Genomic DNA, 25,359 nt, shown 5'->3' on the forward strand with positions numbered 1-25,359 from the left:
TTTCTCTCTCCCACGGATGCCGCGACGAACCGCAGGCGCATACCGACTAGCTAATGGTTAGGCTAACCATACTAGGCGCCCGAGGGGGTGCTGAAACCTGCTCCCACCGGCGCGTTCATCGCCGTCGTCCAGGCCTCGGACAGCCCTCGGATCTCCTCGCAGGAAATTCGTCCGTCCGACCGCATCGTGGCTGTGAATATACGACCGCCCGCTTTCTCCTCGATCCGCACCGACAGCTCGAGGGCGCGCCCGCACGGGGTCCGCCGCTCCGTCGGCACCGTGTCGATCCGGACGAGGACGTCGGGCCGGGCCAGTGCCATGAAGGCCGGTGCGGCCTGGGCGTTGAGGTGCCGCAGCAGCGCGTAACCGGACCCGTCCCCGGGCACCCCGTCCACGGCGGCGGCCACACCGGTCGACACCGCGTCCGGATCGTCGGCGACGGGAACCCGCACGGGCACACCGACGGCGAACGGACCCACGGTCCGGGTGCAGTCCGGCTCGCCGTCGGAGAATTCACGTGCGTCGCGTTCGATCTCGACGAGCAAATGTGCCGGCGCGGCCTCGCGGACGCGTCCGACGGCGACTGCCAACGCGGTCACTGCCGCGACAGCGAGGTCCTGTTCACCGGACGGACCGGCGTTGACCTCGACTGCGGCGATCTCGACCGGATCGCCGACGGGGAGCACCGCGGTGCTCAGCGCGGCGCCCGGGGCGAGGACCTGCGCCCAGTGCGCCAGTTCCCCGAGCAGCGCCGGGTCCTGCGCGCGCTCGTTGATGCGGGTCGCGAGTCCCTGCGCGGTGGCTGCGGGAACGGCAACCGGTCCCCCGGTGACCGCCGCAGCCAGGTCGGCGGCGAGCACGCCGACGGAGACACCGTCGGCGACGATCGGGTGGACCGCCACCACGAGTCGACCGGTCTGCCCGGTGGTCAGCCACACGGCCGAGAGCACCGGTCCGGCCTCGGGGTCGAGAGCCTCGGCGGCCTCGGTGCGGGCCTGCTGCTGCGCTGTTGCGAGGTCGGTGGTCTCGACGACCCGTACCGGTACCTCGTCGCCGGCGGGGTGGGTGTCGAGCGACCACAGCACCGAGGCCACGCGGGTGAGCCGCATGCGCAGCGCATCGTGAGCGGCGACCACCGTGCGCACGGCACCCGTCGCCTTCTCCTCGTCCGCCGGGGTGTCGACGGCGAACACGAGTGCGGCTCCGGCCGGCTCTGCACCGATCTCTCGCAGTGCGTGCACGGCCGGCGGCACGGGCACCGGGCCCGGCTCCCGATCGTCCACGAGACCGGCCGGCTGCCCCGCCGTCTCGGCGAAATGAGCAACAGCCGTCTCGGCGAATTGAGCAACAGCCGCCTCGGCGAACTGCGCGACGGCGGCGAGACCGGCCGGGGTGCGCCACCGGAAGATCTCGCGCGGGCCGAATTCGATGCCCTTGCGGCGCGCGGCCGTGACGACCTGCATCGAGACGATGCTGTCGCCACCGAGCGCGAAGAAGTCGTCGTCCGGTCCGACGACGTCGAGACGCAGTGCCTCCTCGAACAATTCACACAGTGTGGCCTCGGCGGGGGTCTCCGGGTCGCGGCGCGTCGTCGCGGTCGGTTGCGGATCGGGAAGTGCCCTGCGATCGAGTTTGCCGTTCGGTCCGAGCGGCAGTACCTCGAGCACGGTCACGGTCACCGGGACCATGTGATCGGGCAGGGAGGTCGCGGCGTGCGCGAGTAGATCGGCCGGTTCGACGGTGCGCCCGGACAGGGGCACCACGTAGCCGGCGAGCATGCCGTCGCGCACCACGACGGCGCTCTGCGCGACGTTCGGATGCGCGACCAGCGTCGCCTCGATCTCCCCGAGTTCGATGCGCAGGCCGCGGAGTTTGACCTGCCCGTCGGCGCGGCCGATGTAGTCGAGTTCGAGGCCCGCGCCCCGGTCGCGCCACCGCACGAGGTCGCCGGTGCGGTAGAGCCGCTCCCCCGCGTCGCTGTAGGGGTCGGCGACGAACCGGCCCGCCGTCAGGCCCGCGCGCCGGTGGTAGCCGCGGGCGAGCTGGACACCGCCGAGATACAACTCGCCGACGACGCCCGGCGCCACGGACCGGAGCCGCTCGTCGAGGACGAGGGCGCGGGTGTTGTCGATCGGCCGTCCGATCGGGACCCACGGAATGTCCTGCGCCGGAATCGGTGCCGCGGTGACGTCGACGGCCGCCTCGGTGGGGCCGTAGAGGTTGTGCAGTTCGGCGTCGACGAGGGTGTGGAAGCGGTCGCGATGGTCGGCGGTCAGCGCCTCACCACTGCAGATCACCCGGGTCAGGCGCAGTGCCCGGTCCTGCTCGGCGGCGAGCACGTCGAGCAACGCCGCGAGCATCGACGGCACGAAGTGCGCCGTGGTGATCGACTGCCGGGCGATCACATCGCGCAGATAATGCGGGTCGCGGTGACCGTCGGCGGTCGCGACGACGAGCGTGGCGCCGGTGATCAGCGGCCAGAAGAACTCCCACACCGACACGTCGAATCCGGACGGGGTCTTCTGCAGCACCCGATCCTCGGCGGTGAGACCGTATTCGTCCTGCATCCACCGCAGCCGGTTGGCCACGGCGCGATGGCCGACGACGACACCCTTCGGGGTTCCGGTGGATCCGGAGGTGTAGAGCACGTACGCCGCGCAGTCGAGGGGCATCACGGTCGGTGCTGCGACCGGATCTGCGGGATCGGTTCCGACGGAACCGGATTCGTCGACCTCGAGCACCGGCACACCGGAGTCGAAGGTCATCGCCACACCGGCGGCCGCCACGACCGCGACGGGCTGCGCGTCGGAGAGCATGTACGCGAGTCGCTCGGCGGGATAGTTCTCGTCGAGCGGCAGATAGGCCGCACCGACGCGGTGGATCGCAAGGAGGGCGATCACGAGAGCGGTGCTGCGCGGAATCGCCACGGCCACGACGGCATCCATTCCTACTCCGGGAACGGCACGCAGATGCCCGGCCAGAGCGGCGACGGCACGGTCGAGTTCGGCGTAGGTCCACCGCCGTCCGGTGGCGTCGTCGACGAGCGCGAGGGCATCCGGTGTCGCAGCGACCTGCTGCGAGAACAGCTCGGGGACCGTGCGATCGGGACCGTCGTCTCGGACCGTGCCGATCTCCGCTGCCACCAATGCCTTCCGGTCGTCGACGGTGAGCACGCTCAACTGCGACAGCGAGGCATCCGGATTCGCCGCGATCTCCGCCAGCAGAGCCGTGAGTCGCTGCACGAATCCGTCTACGGTGCCGCGGTCGAACAGGTCGGTCGCGTACTCGATGCGACCGCGGATCCCGCCGTCGTCGGTCTCGGCGAGGTCGAAGGTCAGGTCGAACTTCGACGTGCCGGTCTCGACGAAGACCGGTTCGGCGTCGAGTCCGGGCATGCGGATCTCGTCGAGGCGGTCGCGGTACTGCACCATGATCTGGAACAGCGGCTGGCGTGCGAGCGACCGTGCCGGGGCGAGTCGTTCGACGAGCACCTCGAACGGCAGGTCCTGGTGAGCATAGGCGTCGAGGTCCACCTCCCGGACCCGCGTGAGCAGGTCGCGGAGGGTGGGGTCGCCGGACAGATCGGTGCGCAGCACGAGCGTGTTGACGAAGAAGCCGACGATCCGGTCGAGGGCGGCGTCGGGACGACCCGCGACGGGAGTGCCGAGGACGATGTCGTCCCCGGCGCCGTGCGCGCGCAGCAGTACTGCGACGACCGCGTGGGTGAGCATGAACATCGTCGCGCCGGATTCGGCGGCGATGTCGGCGAGTGCTTCCCGGGTGCGCGGGTCGACGGTGAACGGGACCGCGCCGCCGCGGTAACTGCTGACGGCCCCGCGCGGCCGGTCGTGCGGAACGGCGAGTTCCTCGGGTGCGCCGTCGAGGACGCGTGCCCAGTACTCGGTCTGGACCTCACGCAGAGACTCGTCCCCGGTACCGAGACGTTCGTCCTGCCAGAGAGTGAAGTCCCGGTACTGCACCGGCAGCGGCGCAGGCGCGGGTGCCCCGGTGGTCAGGTGCGCGTACCAGGCGGACAGGTCGGCGACGAGCGGCGTGGCGGACCACTCGTCGGCGGCGATGTGGTGCACGAGCACCAACAGGCGCGCGTCGTCGGGAGCGGTGCGCACGAGCGTCGCGCGGATCGGCAGGTCGTGGGCGAGATCGAACGGACGGCCCGCCTCCTCGGTGAGCAGCACGTCGAGATCCGCCGGGGCGGCGTCGACGATCCGCAGGTCGACGGTGCAGTCCTCGGCGGGCAGCACCCGCTGGTAGCCGATCTGCTCGACGTCGCCCTCGTCCGGCTCGGTGAACACCGTGCGCAGCGTGTCGTGCCCGGCGATCAGGTGCTGCAGGGCACCCCGCAGAGCGTCGACGTCGAGCGCGCCGCGCAGCCGCATCGTGTACGGGATGTTGTAGGTCGCCGACGCGCCCTCGAGGCGGAAGAGGAACCACAGCCGGCGCTGCGCCGCCGACATCGGGACGAGATCGGCGTGGTCGCGGCGCACGAGTTCGGGTCCGACGGCGGTGGCCGGGACCGTCGCCGCGAGTCGCGCGGGGGTGCGCAGATCGAAGATGTCGCGGATCGACGGGTTCCGGCCGGTGCGCATGCGCAGCGCCGCGGACAGACGTGTCGCGAGGAGCGAATTGCCGCCGAGGGCGAAAAAGTCGTCGTCGGGGCCCACCTGGCGGACACCGAGGAGTTCGGCGAGCACCTCGCACACGACGCGTTCGTCGTCGGTCGCCTCGCGCGTGCTGTGGCTCTGTGCGGGATCGGGCAGAGCCGCGCAGTCGACCTTGCCGTTGGGCAGGGTCGGCATGGCGTCGAGCACGTCGAAGACCGCGGGAATCATGTAGTCCGGCACCACGGTCCGCAGATGGTCCTGCAGGTCGATGGCCGCCGGACGCGGCGCGGCCGGATCGGCGACGACGTAACCGACGAGCAGATCGGTCCCGGACGCCGACGGGCGCACGGTGACGAGGGCCGCGGTCACCGCCGGGTGCCGCAGCAATGTGTCTTCGACCTCGCCGGGTTCGATGCGGAAACCGCGCAGGCTCAGCTGGTGGTCGGCGCGCGAGACGAACTCGAGTTCTCCGGAGGCGTTGCGCCGCACCAGGTCCCCGGTGCGGAAGAGCCGGGTGCCGCTGCCGGTGGGGTCGGCGACGAACCGCGCCGCGGTCAGATCCGGGCGGCCGAGATAGCCGCGGGCGGACTGCACTCCCCCGACGTAGAGTTCGCCGGTCACCCCGTCCGGGACGGGACGCAGGTGCCGGTCGAGGATGCGCGCGGTCACGCCGTCGACTGGGGCACCGATGCGGACGCGGTCGACGTCGGGGCCCGGCGCCGTCCAGATCGTGACGTCGCCGGCGACCTCCGATGAACCGTACGAGTTGATCACCCGTGCGCCCGGCAGTGCCGCGATCACGCTCGTGCCGAGGGGTTCTCCACTGAGGAACCACGTGTCGACGAGTTCCGCGGCCTCGGGGCGCAGGGCGGCGAGGGTCTCGGCGAGGCTCGGCACCGCGGTGAGCATCCGGACGCGGTGCCGGACGACGAGATCGGCGAGGGCCTCGGCGTCACGGGAGGCGGCGTCGTCGGCGAGGACCATCGTCGCACCGGAGAGCAGACCGGCGAACAGCTCGGTGGATCCGTCGATGAAGCTCAGCGAGCTCTTGGCCAGGCGCACGTCGTCGCCGGCCGGGCGGACGCGTGCCGCCTGCCAGACCAACCGGTTCGCCAGCGCCGCAGCGGTTCCGACGACACCCTTGGGCACACCCGTCGAACCGGAGGTGTATACGACGTACGACCCGTCCGCCGGATGCAGCGGGCGGCTGCGGTCGAGGTCGGTGATCGGTGCGTCCGAGTAGCCTTGCGCCGCTTCGGCCAGTGCGGCGAGGGTCAGCTCCGGTGCCTCTCCGGGCACGGCGCCTTCCGTATCCACAAGCACGAGATCGGGTGCGGCGTCGGTGAGCATGAACTCGATGCGCGCCGGCGGGTACGACAGGTCGACGGGCAGGTAGGCGGCACCGGAGACCACGACGGCGGCCAGCGCCACCACGGCGGCGTCGGACCGTGCCGCCGCGACCGCGACGACACTGCCGGGCCCGACACCCCGTTCGGCGAGCGCGCGAGCCGAACGGTGCACGCGCGCCCCGAATTCCCGATAGCTCGACGTCTCGGTGCCGAACACGAGCGCCGGGTGATCCGGGCGGGCGGCGAAGGCCGCCGCGAGCAGGTCCGGCAGCAGCTGCGTGGTGGCGGGCACCGTCGCGACGGTGTCGGCGGCGCGCTCTTCGTCGGTGCGCACGTCGATCGATGAGAGGTGTCGCGGTTCGGGGTCGGCGAAGGCCGCGAGCACCGACAGCAGACGCTGCCCGAGGGTCCGTACGCTCGTACGGTCGTAGAGGTCCTCGGCGTACTCGAAGCGGATCGACAGGCCGTCGGCCGCGTCGACGAAGTCGACGGTGAGATCGAACTTCGACGTGCCGGTGGACAGATACGACACGGTCGCGGTGGTGTCGCCGATCTGCGGGACGACCGGTTCGGTGCGGTACTGCACCACCGTCTGGAAGAGCGGGTGCCGCGCGAGCGACGGGGTGACACCGACGGCGTCGACCACCTCGTCGAAGGGCACCTCCTGGTGGGCCAGGGCGGCGAGGTCGGCGTGCCGTACGCGCGTCAGAATCTCGGCGGTATCGGGATCGCCGGACAGATCGGTGCGCAGGGCGATGGTGTCGACGAAGAATCCGACGACGTCCTCGAGTCCGCTGTCGGCGCGACCCGCGACGGGCGCGCCGAGCACGATGTCGTCGCCCGCCCCGAGCGCGGTGAACAGGACGGCCACGGCGGCGTGGGTGAGCATGAACATGCTCGTCCCGGAACGGGAACACGTACCCCGCAGGGCCGCAGACAGTTCCGAATCCACCTGCACGTGCACCTCGCCACCGCGGTAGTTCGGCACCGCGGGTCGCGGACGGTCGTGTGGCAGGGCGAGTTCCTCCGGTGCTCCGGCAAGGGTGGAGCACCAGAACGCGAGGTCGCGGTCGCGGAGCACGGCGGCGGCGGGGTCGTCGGCGAGACCACGCTGCCACACCGCGAAGTCCGCGTACTGGGGACGCGGCGCGTCGTCGGGCACACGACCCGCCGAGAGATCGGCGTAGGCGGCGGCGAGGTCGGCGAAGACCGTCTCGGCCGACCACTCGTCGCCGGCGATGTGATGCACGACGAGCAGCAGCACCGCGTCATCCGGTGCGCGTCGCACGAGATGCGCACGGAACGGACGGTCTTGTCCGAGGTCGAAGGATGCCCGCGCGGCCGCGTCGAGAAGTGCCGTGGCATTCCCGTCGCGCGCCTCCGCGACCTGCAGGACCGTCGACGGCGTGTCGGCGACGACCTGCACGGGCTCACCGTCGACGACGTCGACGACGGTGCGCAGCACCTCGTGCCGGGCGACGACGTGCACCAGCGCACGGTCGAGCAGGACGGCGTCGAGCCGGCCGCGCAGTTCGAGGGCGAAGGGGATGTTGTAGGTCGGCGACGGTCCCTGGGCACGGTCGAGGAACCACAGGCGCTGCTGGGCCGACGACAGCGGGATCCGCGCCGGTCGCGGTCCTGCAACGAAGCGGGGACGTGCCGGGCTCGCGCCGTCGACCACCACGGCCAATTCGGCCACGGTGGGAGCGTCGAAGACGTCGCGCAGCGACACCTCGACGTCCAGCGCCGAGCGGATCCGGGCGACGAGACGGGTGGCGGACAGCGACGTTCCGCCGAGGGTGAAGAAGTCGGCGTCGACACCGACGGCCGGGAGTCCGAGCAGGTCGGCGAAGACACCGGCGAGGGTGTGTTCGGTGGCGGTCTCGGGATCGCGACCGGTGTCGGGGGCGCCGATCTCCGGGGTGGGCAGTGCCTTGCGGTCGACCTTGAGGTTCGCGGTGAGCGGGAACTCGTCGAGCACGACCGTCAGCGACGGCACCATGTACTCGGGCAGACGTGTGCGGAGGAAGTCGTGCAGTGCTGCGGTGTCGACGTCGGTGCCGGTCACGTAGCCCACGAGGCGGGCCGCACCGGTGGCGTCGGGCCGGGCGACCACGACGGCCTGCGCCACGCCGGCGAATTGCGCTGCGGCGGTCTCGATCTCACCGAGTTCGATGCGGTGTCCGCGGACCTTGACCTGGTCGTCGCCGCGTCCGAGATACTGCAGGGTGCCGTCGGCGGTCCAGCGCACGAGATCGCCCGTGCGGTACATCCGGCCGGCGCCGAAGGGATCGGCGACGAAGCGGGCCGCGGTGAGGTCGGGGCGGCCGCGGTAGCCGCGCGCGAGCTGCTGCCCCACGACGTACAGCTCACCGGCCGCGCCGACCGGCACGGGCTGCAACTGCCGGTCGAGCACGCGCACACCGGTTCCCGGATAGGGGCGGCCCACCGACCCGGTCCACGGCAGATCCGGCGCGACCGGAGCGGAGGTGCACCACACCGTCGCCTCGGTGGGGCCGTACATGTTGACGACCGAACACGCTCGCGCAGCGAGGGTTCCGGCCAGGACGGCGGGCAGGCCCTCGCCGCCCACAAGCACGCCCGTACCGGCGAGATCCAGACCGTCGTGTTCGACGATCGCGCCCCACAGCGACGGGGTGGCCTGGATGCAGTCCACCGACTCGGTGGCGGCGAGCGCGGCCAGGGCCGCCGGATCGCGCGCCTCGTCGTCGCCCGCGAGCACGACGGCCCCGCCGCGGCACAGCGGCACGATCAGTTCGAGCACCGAGATGTCGAACGACAGGGTGGTCAGGGCGAGAAGCCGAGTGTGCGTGCCGATTCCGGCGAGATCGGTCGCGGCGTCGACGAAGCGGGCGAGTGCGCCGCGCGAGAGCACGACACCCTTCGGCCGGCCGGTCGAACCCGAGGTGTAGATGACATATGCCGACTGGTCGGGCACGACTCGCTCGGAAGGCGTGGTGCCGACGGGGACGTCGCCGCGCCAGTGCAGGACGCCGTCACGGAAGACCGCCGTGGCGTCCGGGGTCGATGCACCGAGACGGTCGGCGAAGTCGTCGGTGGTGAGCAGGATCGCCGGTCGCGCGTCGTCGAGCATGTACTCGAGTCGCTCGGCGGGGAAGGCGGGATCGAGCGGCAGGTACGCCGCGCCCGTCCGCAGCACGGCGAGGAGCGCGACCACCATGTCGGCGGTGCGTGGCAGGGCGAGCGCGACCGTCACCTCGCACCGCGCACCAGCCCGTGCGAGTTCGCCTGCGACGGCACCGATGCGCGCGTCGAGTTCGGCGTAGGTGAGACGGTCGGCGCCCGCGACGAGCGCGGGTGCGGCACCGGCGGCGGCCACCTGCGCGTCGAACAGATCCATCGCGTCGGGCGCGACAGACTCGGATACGATTCCGTGCCAACGGGATTCGAGATCGGCGCGGAAATCCGGGTTCAGCAGGTCGGCGTGGGCGAGAGGACGTTCGTCCGCGTCCTCCCGGGCGGCGAAGGTGAGCAGTCGCGCGATGGCCGCGGCGTGACCGGCGACCTCCTCGGCGGTGTACCGGTCGGCGTCGGCGTCGAGGGTCAGTTCGAGTGCGCGGGTGCTGTCGACACGACGGGCGACCACCGCGAGGTCGTGGACGGGACCGCGCGCGAGCGAGTGCACGGTGGCGGTCGCGTCGCCGAATCGCACGGTGTCGCCGAACGGCTTGATGTTGACCGTCGGACCCACCGGACCGGGACTGGTCGCGGGCAGACGCAGGTCGCGGTGGATGTCCTCGCCCCGGTAGCGACTGTGGCGTCCCTGCGCAGCGACGGTGGCGCGCACGTCGGCGGCGAGCGCCGCGAGACTCGCCTCCGGAGCGACCTCGATGCGGAGGGGCACGACATTGACGGCGGTGGTGAGCACCTTCGCGGCGACGCTGCCCATCCGGTTCATGGCCGGGAAGCCGAGCACCACGTCGCGGACCGCGGTGACCCGGCCGAGATAGGCGGCGGTCGCGGCGGTGACGAGGTCGGGCCAGCCCACCCCGGCGCGGCGTGCCGCTACGTCGAGCGCCTCGGCGACGTCCCCGGGGACCTGCACCGATTCGGTGACCACCGCGCGGGCGAGCGAGGACGCGGCCGGCACCGCGGTCTCCGCGAGGCCGAGCGCGTCGGGTGCACCATGCAGCGTCTCGGTCCAGAAGTCGCGGTCGGCGACGATGCGCTCGCCGCTGCGGTACTCCTCGTCCTCGGCGACGACCTGCTCGACGGAGCCGAAGGTCGCGGGCGGGACGTCCTTGCCGCGCACGAGTGCGGTGTACACGGCGACGATGCGGCGTTCGATCAGGCTGTAGCCGTAGACGTCGAGCAAGGCGTGGTGGGCGCGCAGGAACAGCAGGACACGGTCCGGTCCGAGGACGAACACCCGGGCGCCGATGCCGGCTTCGGCCGTCGGATCCATCGGCACGCGCAGGATCGCGCGCATCGTGTCGACGGCCGTCCGCCGCGGATCGGCGTCGGCGGTGAGGTCGGTGACCTCGATCTCCGGCGCCGGATGGGCACCGGGGAACTGGACGGGCACCTCGTCGACGACGGCGATCCGGGCGCGCAGTCCGGCGGATTCGTCGAAGACCGTGTGGACGGCGCGGGCGAGCACGTCCGGATCCATGGCGCCGTCGATCTCGAGGAAGTGCCCGGTGACGAGTGTCGCGTTCGAGGGGTCGATCGTCTGCGCGAACCACATTCCCGCCTGGGCAGCGGTCAACGGCAGAGGCACGATCGATTCCACGGGTACTCCTCGGCATTCCTGGACCCGCCCCCTCGGATCCGCCCCTCCGTCCGGATATAGTTAGGGCCGCCTAACCATACCAGCAGCGACGCGCCCGCCCGAATTGTCCGGCCGGTCCCGTCCGGAAGGAGCTCACCATGCCGGTGACGACGCCCCCGACCCGCGTCTCCCTGCCCATCGTCCTGCGGCGCCTGACCGTGCTCCGCGCGGTGGACGTGACACCGCGGATGCGTCGGATCACCCTGGGCGGCGAGCAGCTCGGTGCCTTCCGCAGCGGCGACTACGATGCCCCGGCGTTCACCACCGAGGGTGCCGACGACTACGTCAAGATCTTCCTGCCCGAACCCGGCAGCGAGACCCCTGCCCTGCCCGAACAGCACGACGGGCACCTGCACTGGCCCCGCAAGCCCGCACCCGTGGCCCGCGCCTACACGGTGCGTCGCTTCGATCCCGTGGCCGGGGAGCTCGATCTGGACTTCGTCCTGCACGGACACGGCCCCGCCGGTAACTGGGCCCGCACCGCCGAACCCGGCAGCGTGCTCCACCTCGCGGGACCCAAGGTCGCGATCATCCCGCCGCAGGGCGCCGACTGGTGGCTGCTCGCCGGCGACGAGACCGCACTACCCGCACTGGGGCGCTTCGTCGAGACCTACGGTGGCACGGTGCCGATGCACGTCTTCGCGCTGGTCGACGGTCCGCAGGAGGAACAGTCCGATCTCGCGGGCGTGAGGTGGGTGCACCGTCGTCCCGGAGTCTCCGACGCCACCGTGCTCGCCGAGGCCGTCGAGTCGGGTGCGCCGCGCGGCGGTGAGGGCTGGATGTGGATCGCCGGCGAGGCATCGATCGTGAAGGAACTGCGCGCCGTGTCGAAGCGACTCGGCATCGCCAAGCCGATGCTCGACGCGTCGGGCTACTGGCGCAGCCCCGAGTCCGATCGCCCGCTGGCCCGCCTGCGGCTGCTGCGCGAGCAGGCCGTCGAGACGCTCGAGGCGCGTCGTCGCGGCACCACCTAGACGATCCGGACGATTTCGGTGTTCTCGACAGCGCCCGGCGACGTCGAGAACACCGAAATCGCTTCCCGCGTCAGCGCGGTGAGAGTTGGTCGCGGTCGATCGTCACCGATCCGACGTAGTGCAGATCGGCGTGGGTGACGGTCGCGCGATGGATCTTGCCGGACAGAAGAATTCGCTGCATGTGCTGAAGTTCCCGATTCTCGGACCGTGCCGGTCAGCGCAGCGATGCGGTGAGTTCTTCGGTCTCGCGGTCGCGGCGACGCGCTGACGCGGTAATCGACTCGATCAGCGCGTCCGTGGTCTCGACCCGGCCGACCCGCTTGGCGACGTACTGGAGCGCCATGAGGTGCTCGTCGCGGGAGAAGTCGGCGGTGGCGTCGAGGGCCATGAACGGCGCGACGTCGCTCATGAAGGCGTCGGCGGCGCTGAGCATACAGCCCATGTGTGCGTAGACGCCGGTGACGATGAGCTGGTCGCGGCCGTTGTGCGCGAGCAGCTGACGGAAGTCGGTGCGCTGGAACGCCGAGTAGCGCCACTTGGTGACCTGGATGTCGTCCGGGCCGGGGGTCAGTTCGTCGATGACCTCGGTGTCGCGGCCGGTGCTCAGCCCGACGCCCCAGAAGTCGGCAAGGATGCCGCGACGCGACGGATGCTGGTCGCCGGGCTGCATCGTGTAGACGACGGGGATACCGGCGGCCAGGCACGCCTCGCGGAGGCGGACGATGTTGGGCACCACGGTCGCGAGGGGTTCGGCATCGCGCCGGTAGGCGTCGATGAAGTACTTCTGCATGTCGTGGATCAGCAGTGCACAGCGGGACGTATCGATCATCCAGTCCACCCGAGCAGCGGGAATCTCGTCGCTGGTAGGCAACTCGTACGGATCGATGCTCGGGATGGCCATGCGACTTCCTTCTGCTGTTCGGGGTACGCGTGCGGGCACCGACAGTGTCGGCATGCGTAGGCTACCCTAACCAGCCCTACGGTGGGATGTCTCGACCCCTGATACGCCGACCGGCCCGCACCGGAGATCGGTGCGGGCCGGTCGGCGACAGTAGGAAGCCGTCAGATCAGACGCCAGTCCTCGAGGCCCTCGTACAGCGGCACGGACTGTGCCAGGGCGCTCACGCGGGTCCGCAGCGACTCGGCGTCGGCGCCACCGACGAGCGTCTGCGCGATGATCTCGGCGACCTCGGTGAACTGCTCGTCGCCGAAACCGCGGGTCGCGAGCGCCGGGGTGCCGATGCGCAGGCCCGAGGTGACCATCGGGGGACGCGGATCGAACGGCACGGCGTTGCGGTTGACGGTGATGCCGACCTCGTGGAGGGCGTCCTCACCTTGCTGGCCGTCGAGCTGCGAGTTGCGCAGGTCGACCAGGACCAGGTGCACGTCGGTGCCACCGGTGAGCACCGAGATGCCCTTGTCGGCGACGTCGGACTGCGACAGGCGGTCGGCGATGATCCGGGCACCGGAGAGGGTGCGCCGCTGGCGGTCCTTGAACTCGTCGCTCGCGGCGATCTTCAGCGCGACGGCCTTCGCGGCGATCGCGTGCATGAGCGGTCCGCCCTGCTGACCGGGGAAGACGGCCGAGTTGATCTTCTTCGCCCATTCCTGCTTGGCGAGGATCAGGCCGGAACGCGGGCCACCGAGGGTCTTGTGCACGGTGGTGGAGACGACGTCGGCGTAGGGCACCGGCGACGGGTGCAGGCCTGCGGCGACCAGACCGGCGAAGTGCGCCATGTCGACCCACAGGTAGGCACCGACCTCGTCGGCGATGGAGCGGAAAGCGGCGAAGTCCTCGTGGCGCGGGTAGGCGGACCAGCCGGCGACGATGACCTTCGGCTTCTCGCGCAGCGCGATGTCGCGGACCTCGTCCATGTCGATGCGGTGGTCGTCCTTGCTGACCCCGTAGGACGCGACGTCGTACAGCTTGCCGGAGAAGTTGAGCTTCATGCCGTGCGTGAGGTGGCCGCCGTGCGCGAGGTCGAGACCGAGCAGCTTCTCGCCGGGGGTCATCAGCGCCATGAGCACCGCCGCGTTCGCCTGCGCACCCGAGTGCGGCTGCACGTTCGCGAAATCGGCGCCGAAGAGCTCCTTGGCGCGGTTACGGGCGAGGTCCTCGACGACGTCGACGTTCTCGCAGCCGCCGTAGTAGCGACGACCGGGGTAACCCTCGGCGTACTTGTTGGTCAGGACGCTGCCCTGGGCCTGGAGGACGGCGCGCGGCACGAAGTTCTCCGACGCGATCATCTCGAGCGTGTCGCGCTGACGCGACAGCTCGCCGGCCATGGCCTCGGCGACCTCGGGATCGAGGTCGTTCAGTGCGGCAGTGTTCACGTCGGCGCCGGGCGCAGCGGTCATCGAGGTTTCTCCAAGCAGAGGACGTCAGGGATACGTCCTCCAGTCTACGAAGGCCGTCCACCGCTCCGGAAGCCGGTCCCCGAGCGACCTGCGGTTCACCGCAGGCTGCTGGGCACCAGGGGTTCGTCGAGCAGGCGCCGGAAACGGTCGGCGCGCTCGGCTCCGGCCGGAACCTGCCCGAGCCAGCTGCCGAGGAGCCGGTAGCCCTCCACATAGGTGCTGATATAGGCGCGCCACAACGGCGACGACAGGAACCGCAGCGACTGCCGGGCACGTTCGGGGCTCGACAGCGACCAGCGCTGCAGGAATTCCACGACCTCGTCGTGGCTGCGCCCGCGGTCGTGGAGCAGCAGCGCGGCGTCCTGCCGCACCGAGAGCAACTGCTCGGACGCCTCGGACAGTTGCTCGGCCAGTTCGCCGTCGAACCGGAGCCCGAGATCGGCGTAGATGTCCTGCGCCCACTCCCCCCAGCCCGGGCCGACGATCGCTTCGAGCGCAAGATCGGCGAGCCCTTCCGCCATGAGGCACTGCGGGGTATTGACGAGGAACAACGTCTGCTCGGCCTGACCGCCGGCGACGAGACCGGCCTCCTTGCGGCAGTGCTCGGTGTGGTGCCCGGGATACGCCTCGTGCGCGATCAGCCGCGGCAGGTGCGCCATCGTCTGTTCGAGATCGGAGTTGATCGCGACCCGCGAACGGTAGTCGCCGAGGTAGTAGTTGAAGCCCGACCACGGCTTGTCGCCGACGATCTCGTACTCGACACGCTCGGTGTCGGGCAATGGGTAGACCGCCCGCACCTTCTCCCGTAGAGCGCTCGAGAACGCGTCGACGCATTCGGCGAGACGATCGGCGGGGATCACATCGGACTTGCGGTGGGCCTGCATCCGTTCGGTGAGCGATCCGGTGCCGGGCAGCAACGCATCGAGGCGACGGTGCGCGTCGCGGTAGGTGTCCTCGTCGCCGGGCGCGATGCGGACGTCGAAGTATGCCTCGACCTCGTCGACGAAACCGATCTCCTCCCCCGCGAACTTGCGGGCCGAGCAGTCGAGGGCGCGCAGATGCACGTCGAGGAAACGGGTGCGCTCGTCGGACAGTGCCGCACCGGGAAGTTCGTCCCGCAGGCGTCGCGCGGTGTGTGATAGATCACGGGAATCGGGGGTCGGGGCGTTCTCGACCTTCCGCCGCAGCGCGGGATCGCCGGTGTAGGCGTCGACGTACCCGTCCTCGAGCCGGTCGAAAGCCAGGCCCAGCAGCAGATATTCGTTCACGAAGTCGTCGGCTCCCATACCGGCCGAGCGTAGTCGCTCGTCGGCGACCCGACACGGGAGAACCCGCCGGGGTGGGGACCCCGGGGAGGCATCCTCCTGTGTCAGCGAGCACAATCCGTTACATGGACATGCAACGCCGCATCCGCCGCGCCACCGGGAAGCCGTGCCGATGGCTCGTCTGAACGAACCGAGCCCGTATGTCGAGTTCGACCGCAAGCAGTGGCGGACGCTGCGGAAGTCGACTCCCCTCGTCCTCACCGAGGACGAACTCATCGGGCTTCGGGGCCTGGGCGAGCAGATCGACCTCGCGGAGGTCGCGGAGGTGTATCTCCCCCTCGCCCGGTTGATCCACCTGCAGGTCGCAGCGAAGCAGCGGTTGTTCGCCGCGACCGCGACCTTCCTCGGGGAGAAGCATCCCGACCAGCAGGTGCCGTTCGTGATCGGTGTGGCCGGTTCGGTGGCGGTCGGCAAGTCCACCACGGCCCGTGTGCTGCAGGCGTTGCTGGCACGCTGGGACCATCACCCGCGGGTGGATCTCGTGACCACCGACGGGTTCCTCTACCCCACCAAGGAACTGGTGCGGCGCAACATCATGCACCGCAAGGGTTTTCCCGAGAGCTACGACCGGCGCAAACTGCTGCGGTTCGTCACCGAGGTCAAGTCGGGAGCGAAAGAGGTTGCGGCGCCGATCTACTCCCACATCTCGTACGACATCATCCCGGGTCAGTACCACATCGTGCGGCAGCCGGACATCCTCATCATCGAGGGCCTGAACGTGCTGCAGACCGGTCCGCGGTTGATGGTCTCCGACCTGTTCGACTTCTCGATCTACGTCGACGCGCGTATCGAGGACATCGAGAAGTGGTACGTGGAACGCTTTCTCGCGCTGCGTAAGACGTCCTTCGCGGATCCCGAGGCGCACTTCCACCACTACGCGAACCTGTCGGACCGGGACGCGATGAGTGCCGCGAAGGAGATCTGGCACTCGATCAACCTGCCGAACCTGGTGGAGAACATCCTGCCGACGCGTCCCCGCGCGACCCTGGTCCTGCGCAAGGACTCGGATCACGCCATCAACCGGCTCCGGTTGCGCAAGCTCTGACGCGCCCCGCCGCTCGGCCCTGTTCCAGGCGCCGAACCGGCGGGCGCCGTCAGGCGCCGAACCGGCGGGTGCCGTCAGGCGCCGAACCGGCGGTGCCGGGCGGCGTAGTCGCGCAGCGCGCGCAGGAAGTCGACCCGGCGGAACTCGGGCCAGTACGCCTCGGTGAACCAGATCTCCGAGTAGGCGGACTGCCAGAGCAGGAATCCGGACAGTCGCTGCTCGCCGGAGGTACGGATCACGAGGTCCGGATCGGGTTGACCGGACGTGTAGAGGTGGCTGTCGACACCGTCGACCGTCACGGACTCGACGAGCTCTTCGCCACGCAACCCCTGCGCGTAGCGCACCCGCAGGAGCGACTGCACCGCGTCGACGATCTCCTGGCGACCGCCGTACCCGACGGCGACGTTGACGTGCGTGCCCGTCCGGCCCGCGGTGCCGGCCGCGGCCTCGTGCAGCCGCTTGGCGTGGTCGGCCGGGAGCAGGTCGGTGGTGCCGACGATCTTCACGCCCCAGTTCTGGCCGGGCGCGGAGATCTCCTCCACCACGTCGGAGATGATCTCGAGCAGAGCATCGAGCTCCTCCGGGTCGCGCCGGAGGTTCTCGGTGGACAGCAGGTAGATCGTCGCCGTCTCGATACCGGCCGCGTCGCACCAGCTCAGCAGCTCGGCGATCTTCTTGGCACCTTCGCGGTGGCCGTGACTGACGTCGGTGAAGCCGTTCTCGCGCGCCCAACGCCGATTGCCGTCGCACATGACCGCGACGTGTCGCGGATGCCGTGCTCCGTCGAGTTCCTTCAGCAGCCTGCGCTCGTAGAGCCGGTACAGCAGTCCGCGGACGCTCACCCCGTCATCACCACGCGAGTCACATTACGCCCAGGCGTACGGACGGTCGCGTCGGTGGTCACAGAGTCTCCCGGAGCGCCCTCACGGGCTGTAACGTGACGACGGAACAAACCTACGGGTGCGTAGGTTACTGATCGGTACCGAGAGGAGCGCACGCATGACGGCACTCGGCCTCGAGGAACTACCCGTCAAACCGCGGATGCGCGGATGGATCCACGCCTGGGCCTTCGGTGTGGCCGTCATCGCCGGCGTCACCCTCGTCTCGGCCGCCGCCTTCCTCGCCGACCGCCCGGACGCCGTACTCCCCGCGACGATCTACAGCCTCACCGTGTGCGGTGTGTTCGGCGTCAGCGCGCTCTACCACCGCCTGAACTGGGGGCCCCGGTCCCGCGTGTGGATGAAGCGCGCCGACCATTCGATGATCTTCGTGTTCATCGCCGGCAGCTACACCCCGTTCGCGACACTCGCCCTGCCCCCGGAGTCCGGGCGACCGCTGCTGATCGTCGTGTGGGCGGGCGCGCTGGCGGGCGTGGCCCTGAAGATGCTGTGGCCTACGGCGCCGCGCTGGGTCGGTGTGCCGCTGTATCTGCTGCTCGGATGGGCCATCGTGCCCGTTGCCGGACAGCTGGTCGCCGAAGTCGGTCTCGCTCCCATGCTGCTCCTGCTGGTCGGAGGGCTGTTCTACAGCGGAGGAGCGATCCTCTACGCGACCCGCTGGCCCGATCCGTGGCCCGCGACGTTCGGGCACCACGAGTTCTTTCACGCGGCCACGGTCATCGCGGCACTGTGTCACGCGATAGCGGTGTGGCTCGTGATTCTCGGTTGAAACCTCACCGACCGCTTCGTGCAACTTCTCACACCACCTGAAGCCTCCGGCACCCGTTTGTAGACTCGCGGGGGATGTCTATTCCGTTGCTCGCCTTCGAACTGACCGAGACCAACAGGGACTGGCTGATCCACCGGCCGCTCGCGATCGTGAGTTACATCGTCGTCGCGATCGTGCTCCGCTTCGTCCTCCACCGACTGATCGACCGCATGACGAAGCCGCGTGAGAAATCCGGCAAGCCCCGCCGATCGTTCCTCGCACCGCTGCAGGAACGCGCCGAACGCGCCATCGGTGATCCCTACGCGCGCGAACGCCGGATCCAGCGTGCCCAGACGATCGGCTCGGTATTCAAGTCCGGTGTGTCGGTCGTCGTGCTCGTCTGGGTGGTGCTGCAGACGCTCGACACGCTCGGCTTCAACGTCGCGCCGTTCATCGCCTCGGCCGGTATCGCCGGCGTTGCTCTTGGTTTCGGTGCGCAGAACCTCGTGCGGGACTTCATCTCGGGCATGTTCATGCTGCTCGAGGACCAGTACGGTGTGGGCGACGTGGTGGACCTCGGCGACGCGGTGGGCACCGTCGAGTCGGTCGGCCTGCGCGTGACGACCGTCCGCGACATCGACGGCACCCTGTGGTTCTGCCGCAACGGCGAGATCCTGCGCGTCGGCAACATGAGCCAGGGCCACGCGGTCTCCGTGATCGACGTACCCATCGCACCGACCTCCAATGTCGACCGCGCCTGCCAGATCGCCCTGCGGGCCGTACTCGACGGCGTCGAACGCGAGGACATCGCACCCGACGTCCTGGAGAAGCCCGAACTGCTCGGGGTCAACTCCGTGACGGCGGGTGCGGTGACGCTGCGGCTGACCGTGCGCGTGCGCGCCGGGAAGCAGTGGGCGATCCGCCGCAGTCTCACCCGCGCGGTGCTCGAGGCGTTCGATCAGAACGGCATCGAGTCGCCGAACGTCGCGGTCGCAGCCGCCGTGAGCAGCTAGACCCTCGAAGTAGAGGACCGAGCGCACCGATTCACCGCCCCTGGCACCGCTTGGCCCCGACGAGTCAGGGCGCGGCGAGCACCTCGCGCAGATCCGTCTCCGTCGTCACCGGCCGATCGCACACGAAGCCCCGGCACACGTAGGCCGCGGATGCTCCGTCGACGAGCGGCCGACCATCGAGCAGCGGCGACGAGTCGGGTTCGCCGCCCACCACGATCGCTCCCCCCGGTGCGAGCCGGCGCGCGAGGTCGAGGAGTGCGCCGCCACCCGCGACGGCGACCTGCAGCGGACCGCGCACCGACGCCTCGGCCACGGTCAGCCAGTGCCCTCCGGCACGCGGCGCTTTCTCGAGCAGGATCGAGGCCGCCGACAGCGACAGCGCGGCGGCATCGGCGTAGCGGGGGTCGTCGTGCACCAGCGCGGACAGACCGAGCAACGCCTCGGCGATCAGCGACGCCCCCGACGGCGTCGCCCCGTCGACCGGATCGCGCGGCCGGGCGACCAGCGATTCGGCGTCGTGCGCGGTGTCGAACCAGCTCCCGGGACGTTCCGGATCCGCGAACTGCGTGAGCGCGACGTCGGCGAGTTCTCGCGCGCGCTCGACCCAGCTCCGATCCCCGGTCCCCTGATGGACGGCGAGCAGCGCGGTGACGAGTGCTCCGTAGTCCTCGAGCACGCCCACCGGAGATCCGACGACACCTCCGAGCGACGCGCGGCGCAGTCGTCCATCGACGAGGTGCCGGTCGAGCAGGAACCGCGCGCACCTCGCCGCCGCGTCGATCCAGGCGGGTTCGCCCAGTGCGATGCCGGCCTCTGCCAGTGCGGTGATCGCGAAGCCGTTCCACGCGGTGACGACCTTGTCGTCGCGTCCGGGTTGCGCGCGATCCTGCCGGGCCGCGAACAGGCGTGCCCGCACGTCGGCGAGACGGGCCGGATCGTCGGGCTCGTCGAGCAGCTGCAACACCGAGGTGCCGTGTTCGAAGGTTCCGCCGGGAGTGACGGTGAAGGCCTCCGCGGCCCACCGGCCGTCGTCCGCGCCGAGCACCTCGACGAGCTGATCGGGGGTCCACACGTAGGTCAGGCCCTCGACCCCGTCCGTGTCGGCGTCGAGCGCCGAGGCGAATCCGCCGTCGGTGGTGAGCAGGTCGCGCAGCAGGAATTCGGCGGTCTCCCGGGTGACCCGCGTCGGCAGTTCCGCGCCGGTCACCCGCGCGAGGTGCGCGTACAGCCGTAGGAGCAGCGCGTTGTCGTAGAGCATCTTCTCGAAGTGCGGCACCGTCCAGGCGGAGTCGACGCTGTAGCGGGCGAAACCGCCACCGAGCTGGTCGTAGATCCCACCTCGCGCCATCGCGTCGGTCGTGCGCTCGACGAGACCGAGCGTGTCGGCGGAGCGCGTGCGCTCGTATCCGCGCAGCAGGCCCTCGAGCAGGTTGGACGGCGGGAACTTGGGTGCGCCCCCGAAGCCGCCGTGTTCGCGATCCTCGTCGGTGGCGATCGCAGCGGCCGCCGCGTCGAGCAGGACCGCCTCGACAGCGGCCTCCCCGACGGGCAGTCCCCCGCTGCTGCGACGGAGTTCGGTGGCCACGGCGTCGGCGGCCTGCGAGACCTCATCGCGCCGGTTGCGCCAGGTCTGGGTGATGGCCTCGAGAAGTTGGACGAAAGACGGCATGCCGCCGCGCGGCGTGTTCGGGTAATACGTGCCGCAGTAGAAAGGCGAGCCGTCGGGGGTGAGGAAGCAGGTCATCGGCCATCCGCCCTGACCGGCCATGGCGACGGTCGCGTTCATGTAGACCGCGTCGATGTCCGGCCGTTCCTCACGGTCGACCTTGATGCACACGAAGTTCTCGTTCATGACAGCGGCCGTGGCCTCGTCCTCGAACGACTCGTGTGCCATGACGTGACACCAGTGGCAGGCCGCGTACCCGATCGACAGCAGGATCGGCACGTCGCGCTCGCGCGCCTCCGCGAGCGCGACGTCGCCCCATTCCTGCCAGTGGACCGGATTGTCGGCGTGCTGCCTCAGATAAGGGCTCAGGGCGTCGGCCAGTCGGTTCGCCATGCCCCCACGCTACGGAAGGAGCACCGCCGGTGACGGCCGGTCGTCAGCTTCCCTTGGTGGGTTCCGGACGTTCCGGACCGGTGGCCTTCGTGCCGCCGGCCTTCTCCTCGGCTCCGCCGGGCATCGCACCCGGCAGCGTGCCGTCGTCCACGGCCTGGTCGGGTTCGGGATGCTCCGGCTGGAAGTTCTCGGGCAGCTTCTTCAGCCGCTTGTTCATGTTCCAGATCAGCAGAGCGGTCGCGACCAGCAGGACCACCACGATGGCCAGTCCGAGCGGAGACGCCTTGCCGAACTCGGGGCCGGTCGGCTCCTGGGCCAGAATCTCGACGGCCAGAACATCGACCGCGAGCGTGCCTATCGTCATTTGCCCTGTCCGTCCTCGATGCCCGCGAACAGATCCGTCTCGGGAAGTACCGTGCTCACGCGGGTCTTGGCCAACTCGAACTCCTCGGTCGGCCACACCTTCTGCTGGATGTCCAACGGCACCGCGAAGAAGGATCCGTTGGGGTCGATCTGGGTGGCGTGGGCCCGCAGCGCGTCGTCGCGCTTCGGGAAGTAGTCGCCACAGGTGATCTGGGTGGTCACGCGCCCCATGATGTCGCCCTGCTCGGTGCGCCACTTGTTGAGCCACTGCTCCATCGGGAACGGCTCCCCGCGACGCTCGTACTCCTCGCGGAACAGCTCGAGCCGCTTACGGATGAAACCGTGCGAATAGTAGAGCTTGCTCACCGCCCAGGGCTCGCCCAGCTCGGGATGGAAATCCGGATCCGCGGCCGCTTCGTAGGCCGCGACCGACACCTCGTGGCACCGGATGTGGTCGGGATGCGGGTAGCCACCGTTCTCGTCGTAGGTGGTCATGACGTGGGGGCGGAACTCGCGCACCGACTGCACGAGCCGGCGGACCGGTTCGTCGAGCGGGATCGCAGCGAAGCAGCCCTCCGGCAGCGGAGGCTTGGGGTCGCCCTCGGGCAGTCCGGAGTCGACGAAGCCGAGCCACTGGTGCCGCACCCCGAGGATGCGGGCGGCCTCGGCCATCTCCTCCTGACGCACCTCGCTCATGCGTTCGCGAATGCCGGGCACGTCCATGGCGGGGTTCAGGATGTCGCCGCGCTCTCCGCCCGTGAGCGTGACCACCAGGACCTCGTGTCCCTCGGCCGAGTACCGGGCCATCGTGGCCGCGCCCTTGCTCGACTCGTCGTCGGGATGGGCGTGCACGGCCATGAGCCGTAGTCCGCTCACGTGTATTCCTCCACCTCACGTCGTCTGCTTCGCCGGAACCGACCCTGCGCCCGCGTCGCGGTCGCTACGGATCCGTCCTCTATAGTTCCACCTGATAATTCCGACGTCAGCCGTGACCCTGCGGCGACGCCCGATCCATCGTTCCGCTGTGAAAGCAAAGTGATGAGCAACACCCTGCCCACCGACCGGTACCCCTCCTCCCGGTACCCCGGGCCCCGCGTGTCGACACGCGGCAAGCGCTGGGGTTTCACCATCGCCGGTCTGCTCGCCGGGCTCGTCGTGGCGTTCGTGCTGTTCCAGAACAACTCGGCTCCGATCGAGTCGGAGGTCCTCGCCTTCGAGATCATCGACGACAGCACCATCGACATCCAGCTCAAGGTCACGCGGGACGATCCGTCCGAGGATGCTGTCTGCATCATCCGGGCGCGGTCGAAGGACGGCAGCGAGACCGGACGGCGCGAGGTCCTCATCCCGGCGTCCGATTCGCAGACGGTCGTGCTGACATCCACGGTCAAGACGTCACAACGCCCCGGAATGGGCGATACCTACGGCTGCAGCACCGAGGCTCCCGACTACCTCCGCGCACCCTAGGAATCTACCGCGACCAGCGGCTTCCTGCGCTTTTCCGGAGCAGCGACGATAGTGATGCTAAAATAGCCGGATACACGGTTCCACCCTTTGGGGCCGTGTATTGCTGCATAAGAGCATCAACAGACAGTACGACTTCCGTTCAGCCTGACAACCAGGGGGGACGACGGGGGTCGTGCTGTCGCGGTCGTTGCATGTGCACGACTTGTCCACGGAGCCGGGGGCTCCAACCCGAAGGAAGTGATCGAGGATGACCGAGACCCAGGTGACCTGGCTGACGCAGGAGTCGTACGACCGGCTCAAGGCCGAGCTGGACCAGCTCATCGCGAATCGTCCTGTCATCGCCGCCGAGATCAACGAGCGTCGCGAGGAAGGCGACCTCAAGGAGAACGGCGGCTACCACGCGGCCCGCGAGGAGCAGGGCCAGCAGGAAGCCCGTATCCGTCAGCTCCAGGAGCTGCTGGGCACCGCCAAGGTCGGCGTCGCTCCGACCGAGTCGGGCGTGGCCCTCCCCGGTTCCGTCGTCACCGTCTACTACGCCGGCGACGAGACCGACACGGAGACGTTCTTGATCGCGACCCGCGAAGAAGGTGCCCGCAACAGCGAGCTCGAGACCTACTCCCCCAGCTCGCCCCTCGGTGGCGCCCTGATCGACGCGAAGGTCGGCGAGACCCGCGAGTACACGCTGCCCAACGGCAACACCATGAAGGTGACACTGGTGAGCGCGGAACCTTACCGCGGCTGATCGCCGAGTGCCGCACCGCGGCAGTCCCCTCTGCAGCCGAAAGGCCCGACCGGATTCTCTCGGTCGGGCCTTTCGCGTGTTCACGGAAGGTGTCAGAAGATGCGCCGCGCCTTCATGTCGGGGAAGACCGGCCCCACCCGCACGACGTCGCCGGTGGTGGGTGCGTGCACCATCTGCCCGCCACCGATGTAGATGGCGACGTGACCGGGTCCGCCGGCCTGCCAGTTGCCGAACAGCAGGTCGCCGGGGCGCGCCGCGTACAGCGGCACCTCGGTGCCGATGTGCCACTGTGTCTCGGACGTGCGCGGCAGCGTGATGCCCGTCGCGGCGAAGACCGCGTACGACGTCAGGCCGGAGCAGTCGAAACCGCCGCCGGACGGCCCGTTGATATTGCCGCCACCCCAGACGTACGGCAGGCCGAGGTACTTGAAGGCAAGGTCGACGATGCGATTACCGACGTCGCCGGCTCCGCCTCCGATGCCCAGACCCAGGAACGGCGAGAGCATGCGGGCGAAGACGTGCTCGGTCGCGCGGATCTTCGCGACGTAGGGCTTCGTCTGGTTCTCGTAGTCGGGATGACCGGACGGCATGCCACCCGAGCGCTTCACCGCGCCGACGCCGGCGTTGTAGGCCGCGAGGGTCAGATCGAGGGTGTCGCCTTCGACCAGTCCGCGCTTCTTCCAGTCGTCGATGAGCTTGTAGTTGTCGCACAGGAGGTTGCCCGACGCCATGACCGGGTCGGCGATGCCGAGGACGTCGGCCTTGCCGTCACCGTCGGCGTCCTTGCCGTACTGGTCCCAGGTGCCGGGCATGAACTGTCCCGGGCCGCGGGCGCCGACCGGCGAGACCGGCGCGGTCGGGCCGTACCGGAAACCGTTCTCGGCGGAGTAGAGGGCCGCGAGGACCGGCGCGGAGACCCCTTCGCACAGTTCGCCGGCCTTCTTCAGCCACGGCGCGAACACTGCGATCGCACCGATGGGTGCGAGTCGCGTTCCGGGAAGGATCGCCGGGATCGACGGCAACGTGATCCCGGTGCCCGGGATCGTGGGACCGGGTTGCGGGTTCCCGACCACACCGGTCGCCGGGGGTTGGACCGGTATTCCGAAGGGCCCGGGACGCGCGGCCGGAGGTTCGGGCGCCAGAGCGGGCGGAGCTGCTTGCGGATCTGCGGGGTGCAGGGCCGCGGCCGCGTCGTCGGGCAGATGCGGCTCGATCGCTCCCGCGACCGCCGTCGTCGCATCCGCGACCGCCTGTTGTGCTCCCTGCCGCATCGGTTCCGGCAAGGACGCGACGAGATTCGTCACATCCGTGTCGGCGTTCTCGGCAGTTGCCTCGAACGACTCGATCGCCCCGTTGATCTGATCCTTGATCTCTGCTGGTAGGTCCACGCCCTGAACGAGCGCACTTGCTGCCGTAGCCACTGCCACGATGACCGCAGACGGGTCCACCGACATCCGCTACCCCCACATCCATCCATCAACCGCTCTCACCGTAGCTGTGAGGTCGATCACCAGTGCGGCTTCCGGATGTTCTTATCACATATATTCAGGAACACGTTCTAGTACTGGGACCAGTGGGACCG

General features: G+C 69.7%; 15 protein-coding genes and 1 pseudogene. 6 read left to right on the plus strand and 10 right to left on the minus strand.

Translation table 11 applies throughout. The features are described from left to right. Window positions 1–71 precede the first annotated feature (71 nt). On the minus strand, window positions 72–10,745 hold the full coding sequence (locus tag AC6CID_RS03625; protein ID WP_498353587.1) for an amino acid adenylation domain-containing protein: 10,674 nt from the start codon (window positions 10,743–10,745) through the stop codon (window positions 72–74). Window positions 10,746–10,882: 137 nt separating this feature from the next. On the opposite strand from AC6CID_RS03625, the gene AC6CID_RS03630 reads away from it, so the two are divergent. Then, a complete protein-coding gene (locus tag AC6CID_RS03630; RefSeq protein ID WP_019288729.1) occupies window positions 10,883–11,758 on the plus strand; it encodes a siderophore-interacting protein in 876 nt (291 codons plus the stop codon). A gap of 79 nt (window positions 11,759–11,837) precedes the next feature. Here the strand turns inward: AC6CID_RS03630 and AC6CID_RS03635 are convergent. The 4 genes and pseudogenes from AC6CID_RS03635 to AC6CID_RS03650 all read right to left on the minus strand — a co-directional run. Beyond that, window positions 11,838–11,939, minus strand: a pseudogene (locus AC6CID_RS03635) (aspartate 1-decarboxylase); the annotation flags it as partial. A gap of 33 nt (window positions 11,940–11,972) precedes the next feature. Beyond that, window positions 11,973–12,659, minus strand: coding sequence for an isochorismatase family protein (locus AC6CID_RS03640; protein ID WP_064060077.1), 687 nt, complete (start codon window positions 12,657–12,659; stop codon window positions 11,973–11,975). Between the two features lie 161 nt (window positions 12,660–12,820). Continuing rightward, window positions 12,821–14,116 carry a serine hydroxymethyltransferase gene (gene glyA / locus AC6CID_RS03645; RefSeq protein ID WP_006553887.1) on the minus strand — a complete coding sequence of 432 codons (1,296 nt, stop codon included), beginning with the start codon at window positions 14,114–14,116 and terminating at the stop codon, window positions 12,821–12,823. A 95-nt stretch (window positions 14,117–14,211) separates the two neighbouring features. Beyond that, window positions 14,212–15,402, minus strand: coding sequence for a DUF885 domain-containing protein (locus tag AC6CID_RS03650; RefSeq protein ID WP_498353588.1), 1,191 nt, complete (start codon window positions 15,400–15,402; stop codon window positions 14,212–14,214). A gap of 151 nt (window positions 15,403–15,553) precedes the next feature. Between AC6CID_RS03650 and coaA the strand changes: the two genes are divergently transcribed. Beyond that, window positions 15,554–16,486 carry a type I pantothenate kinase gene (gene coaA, locus AC6CID_RS03655; RefSeq protein WP_006553885.1) on the plus strand — a complete coding sequence of 311 codons (933 nt, stop codon included), beginning with the start codon at window positions 15,554–15,556 and terminating at the stop codon, window positions 16,484–16,486. A gap of 74 nt (window positions 16,487–16,560) precedes the next feature. Here the strand turns inward: coaA and AC6CID_RS03660 are convergent, their stop codons facing one another. Beyond that, window positions 16,561–17,328, minus strand: coding sequence for an isoprenyl transferase (locus AC6CID_RS03660; protein WP_006553884.1), 768 nt, complete (start codon window positions 17,326–17,328; stop codon window positions 16,561–16,563). A 157-nt stretch (window positions 17,329–17,485) separates the two neighbouring features. Here AC6CID_RS03660 and trhA point away from each other — a divergent pair, with 157 nt between their 5' ends. Continuing rightward, window positions 17,486–18,154, plus strand: a complete 669-nt coding sequence (gene trhA / locus AC6CID_RS03665; protein ID WP_498353589.1) for a PAQR family membrane homeostasis protein TrhA — start codon at window positions 17,486–17,488, stop codon at window positions 18,152–18,154. Window positions 18,155–18,228: 74 nt separating this feature from the next. Beyond that, complete coding sequence (locus AC6CID_RS03670) at window positions 18,229–19,146, plus strand: mechanosensitive ion channel family protein (RefSeq protein ID WP_033097237.1); 918 nt, start codon at window positions 18,229–18,231, stop codon at window positions 19,144–19,146. Window positions 19,147–19,210: 64 nt separating this feature from the next. On the opposite strand, the gene AC6CID_RS03675 is transcribed toward AC6CID_RS03670, so the two are convergent. From AC6CID_RS03675 to mca, 3 genes are read right to left on the minus strand one after another with little or no spacing between them, the layout of a single operon-like run. Next, window positions 19,211–21,205: a thioredoxin domain-containing protein gene (locus AC6CID_RS03675; protein WP_498353590.1), complete on the minus strand. Its 1,995-nt coding sequence runs from the start codon at window positions 21,203–21,205 to the stop codon at window positions 19,211–19,213. A 43-nt stretch (window positions 21,206–21,248) separates the two neighbouring features. After that, on the minus strand, window positions 21,249–21,569 hold the full coding sequence (locus AC6CID_RS03680; RefSeq protein WP_006553881.1) for a hypothetical protein: 321 nt from the start codon (window positions 21,567–21,569) through the stop codon (window positions 21,249–21,251). Then, window positions 21,566–22,444: a mycothiol conjugate amidase Mca gene (mca, locus tag AC6CID_RS03685; protein ID WP_006553880.1), complete on the minus strand. Its 879-nt coding sequence runs from the start codon at window positions 22,442–22,444 to the stop codon at window positions 21,566–21,568. The genes AC6CID_RS03680 and mca overlap by 4 nt, the downstream gene beginning before the upstream one ends. A 162-nt stretch (window positions 22,445–22,606) precedes the next feature. Here mca and AC6CID_RS03690 point away from each other — a divergent pair, with 162 nt between their 5' ends. Beyond that, window positions 22,607–23,035, plus strand: coding sequence for a DUF4307 domain-containing protein (locus tag AC6CID_RS03690; RefSeq protein ID WP_039584586.1), 429 nt, complete (start codon window positions 22,607–22,609; stop codon window positions 23,033–23,035). 247 nt (window positions 23,036–23,282) lie between these two features. Beyond that, window positions 23,283–23,777 (plus strand): transcription elongation factor GreA, encoded by a 495-nt coding sequence (gene greA, locus AC6CID_RS03695; RefSeq protein WP_006553878.1) that lies wholly within the window; start codon window positions 23,283–23,285, stop codon window positions 23,775–23,777. Between the two features lie 92 nt (window positions 23,778–23,869). Here greA and AC6CID_RS03700 read toward each other — a convergent pair whose 3' ends face one another. Continuing rightward, window positions 23,870–25,231 (minus strand): C40 family peptidase, encoded by a 1,362-nt coding sequence (locus AC6CID_RS03700; protein WP_498353591.1) that lies wholly within the window; start codon window positions 25,229–25,231, stop codon window positions 23,870–23,872. Window positions 25,232–25,359 lie beyond the last annotated feature (128 nt).

The sequence above is a fragment of the Rhodococcus sp. GQ147 genome (genome assembly GCF_059759155.1).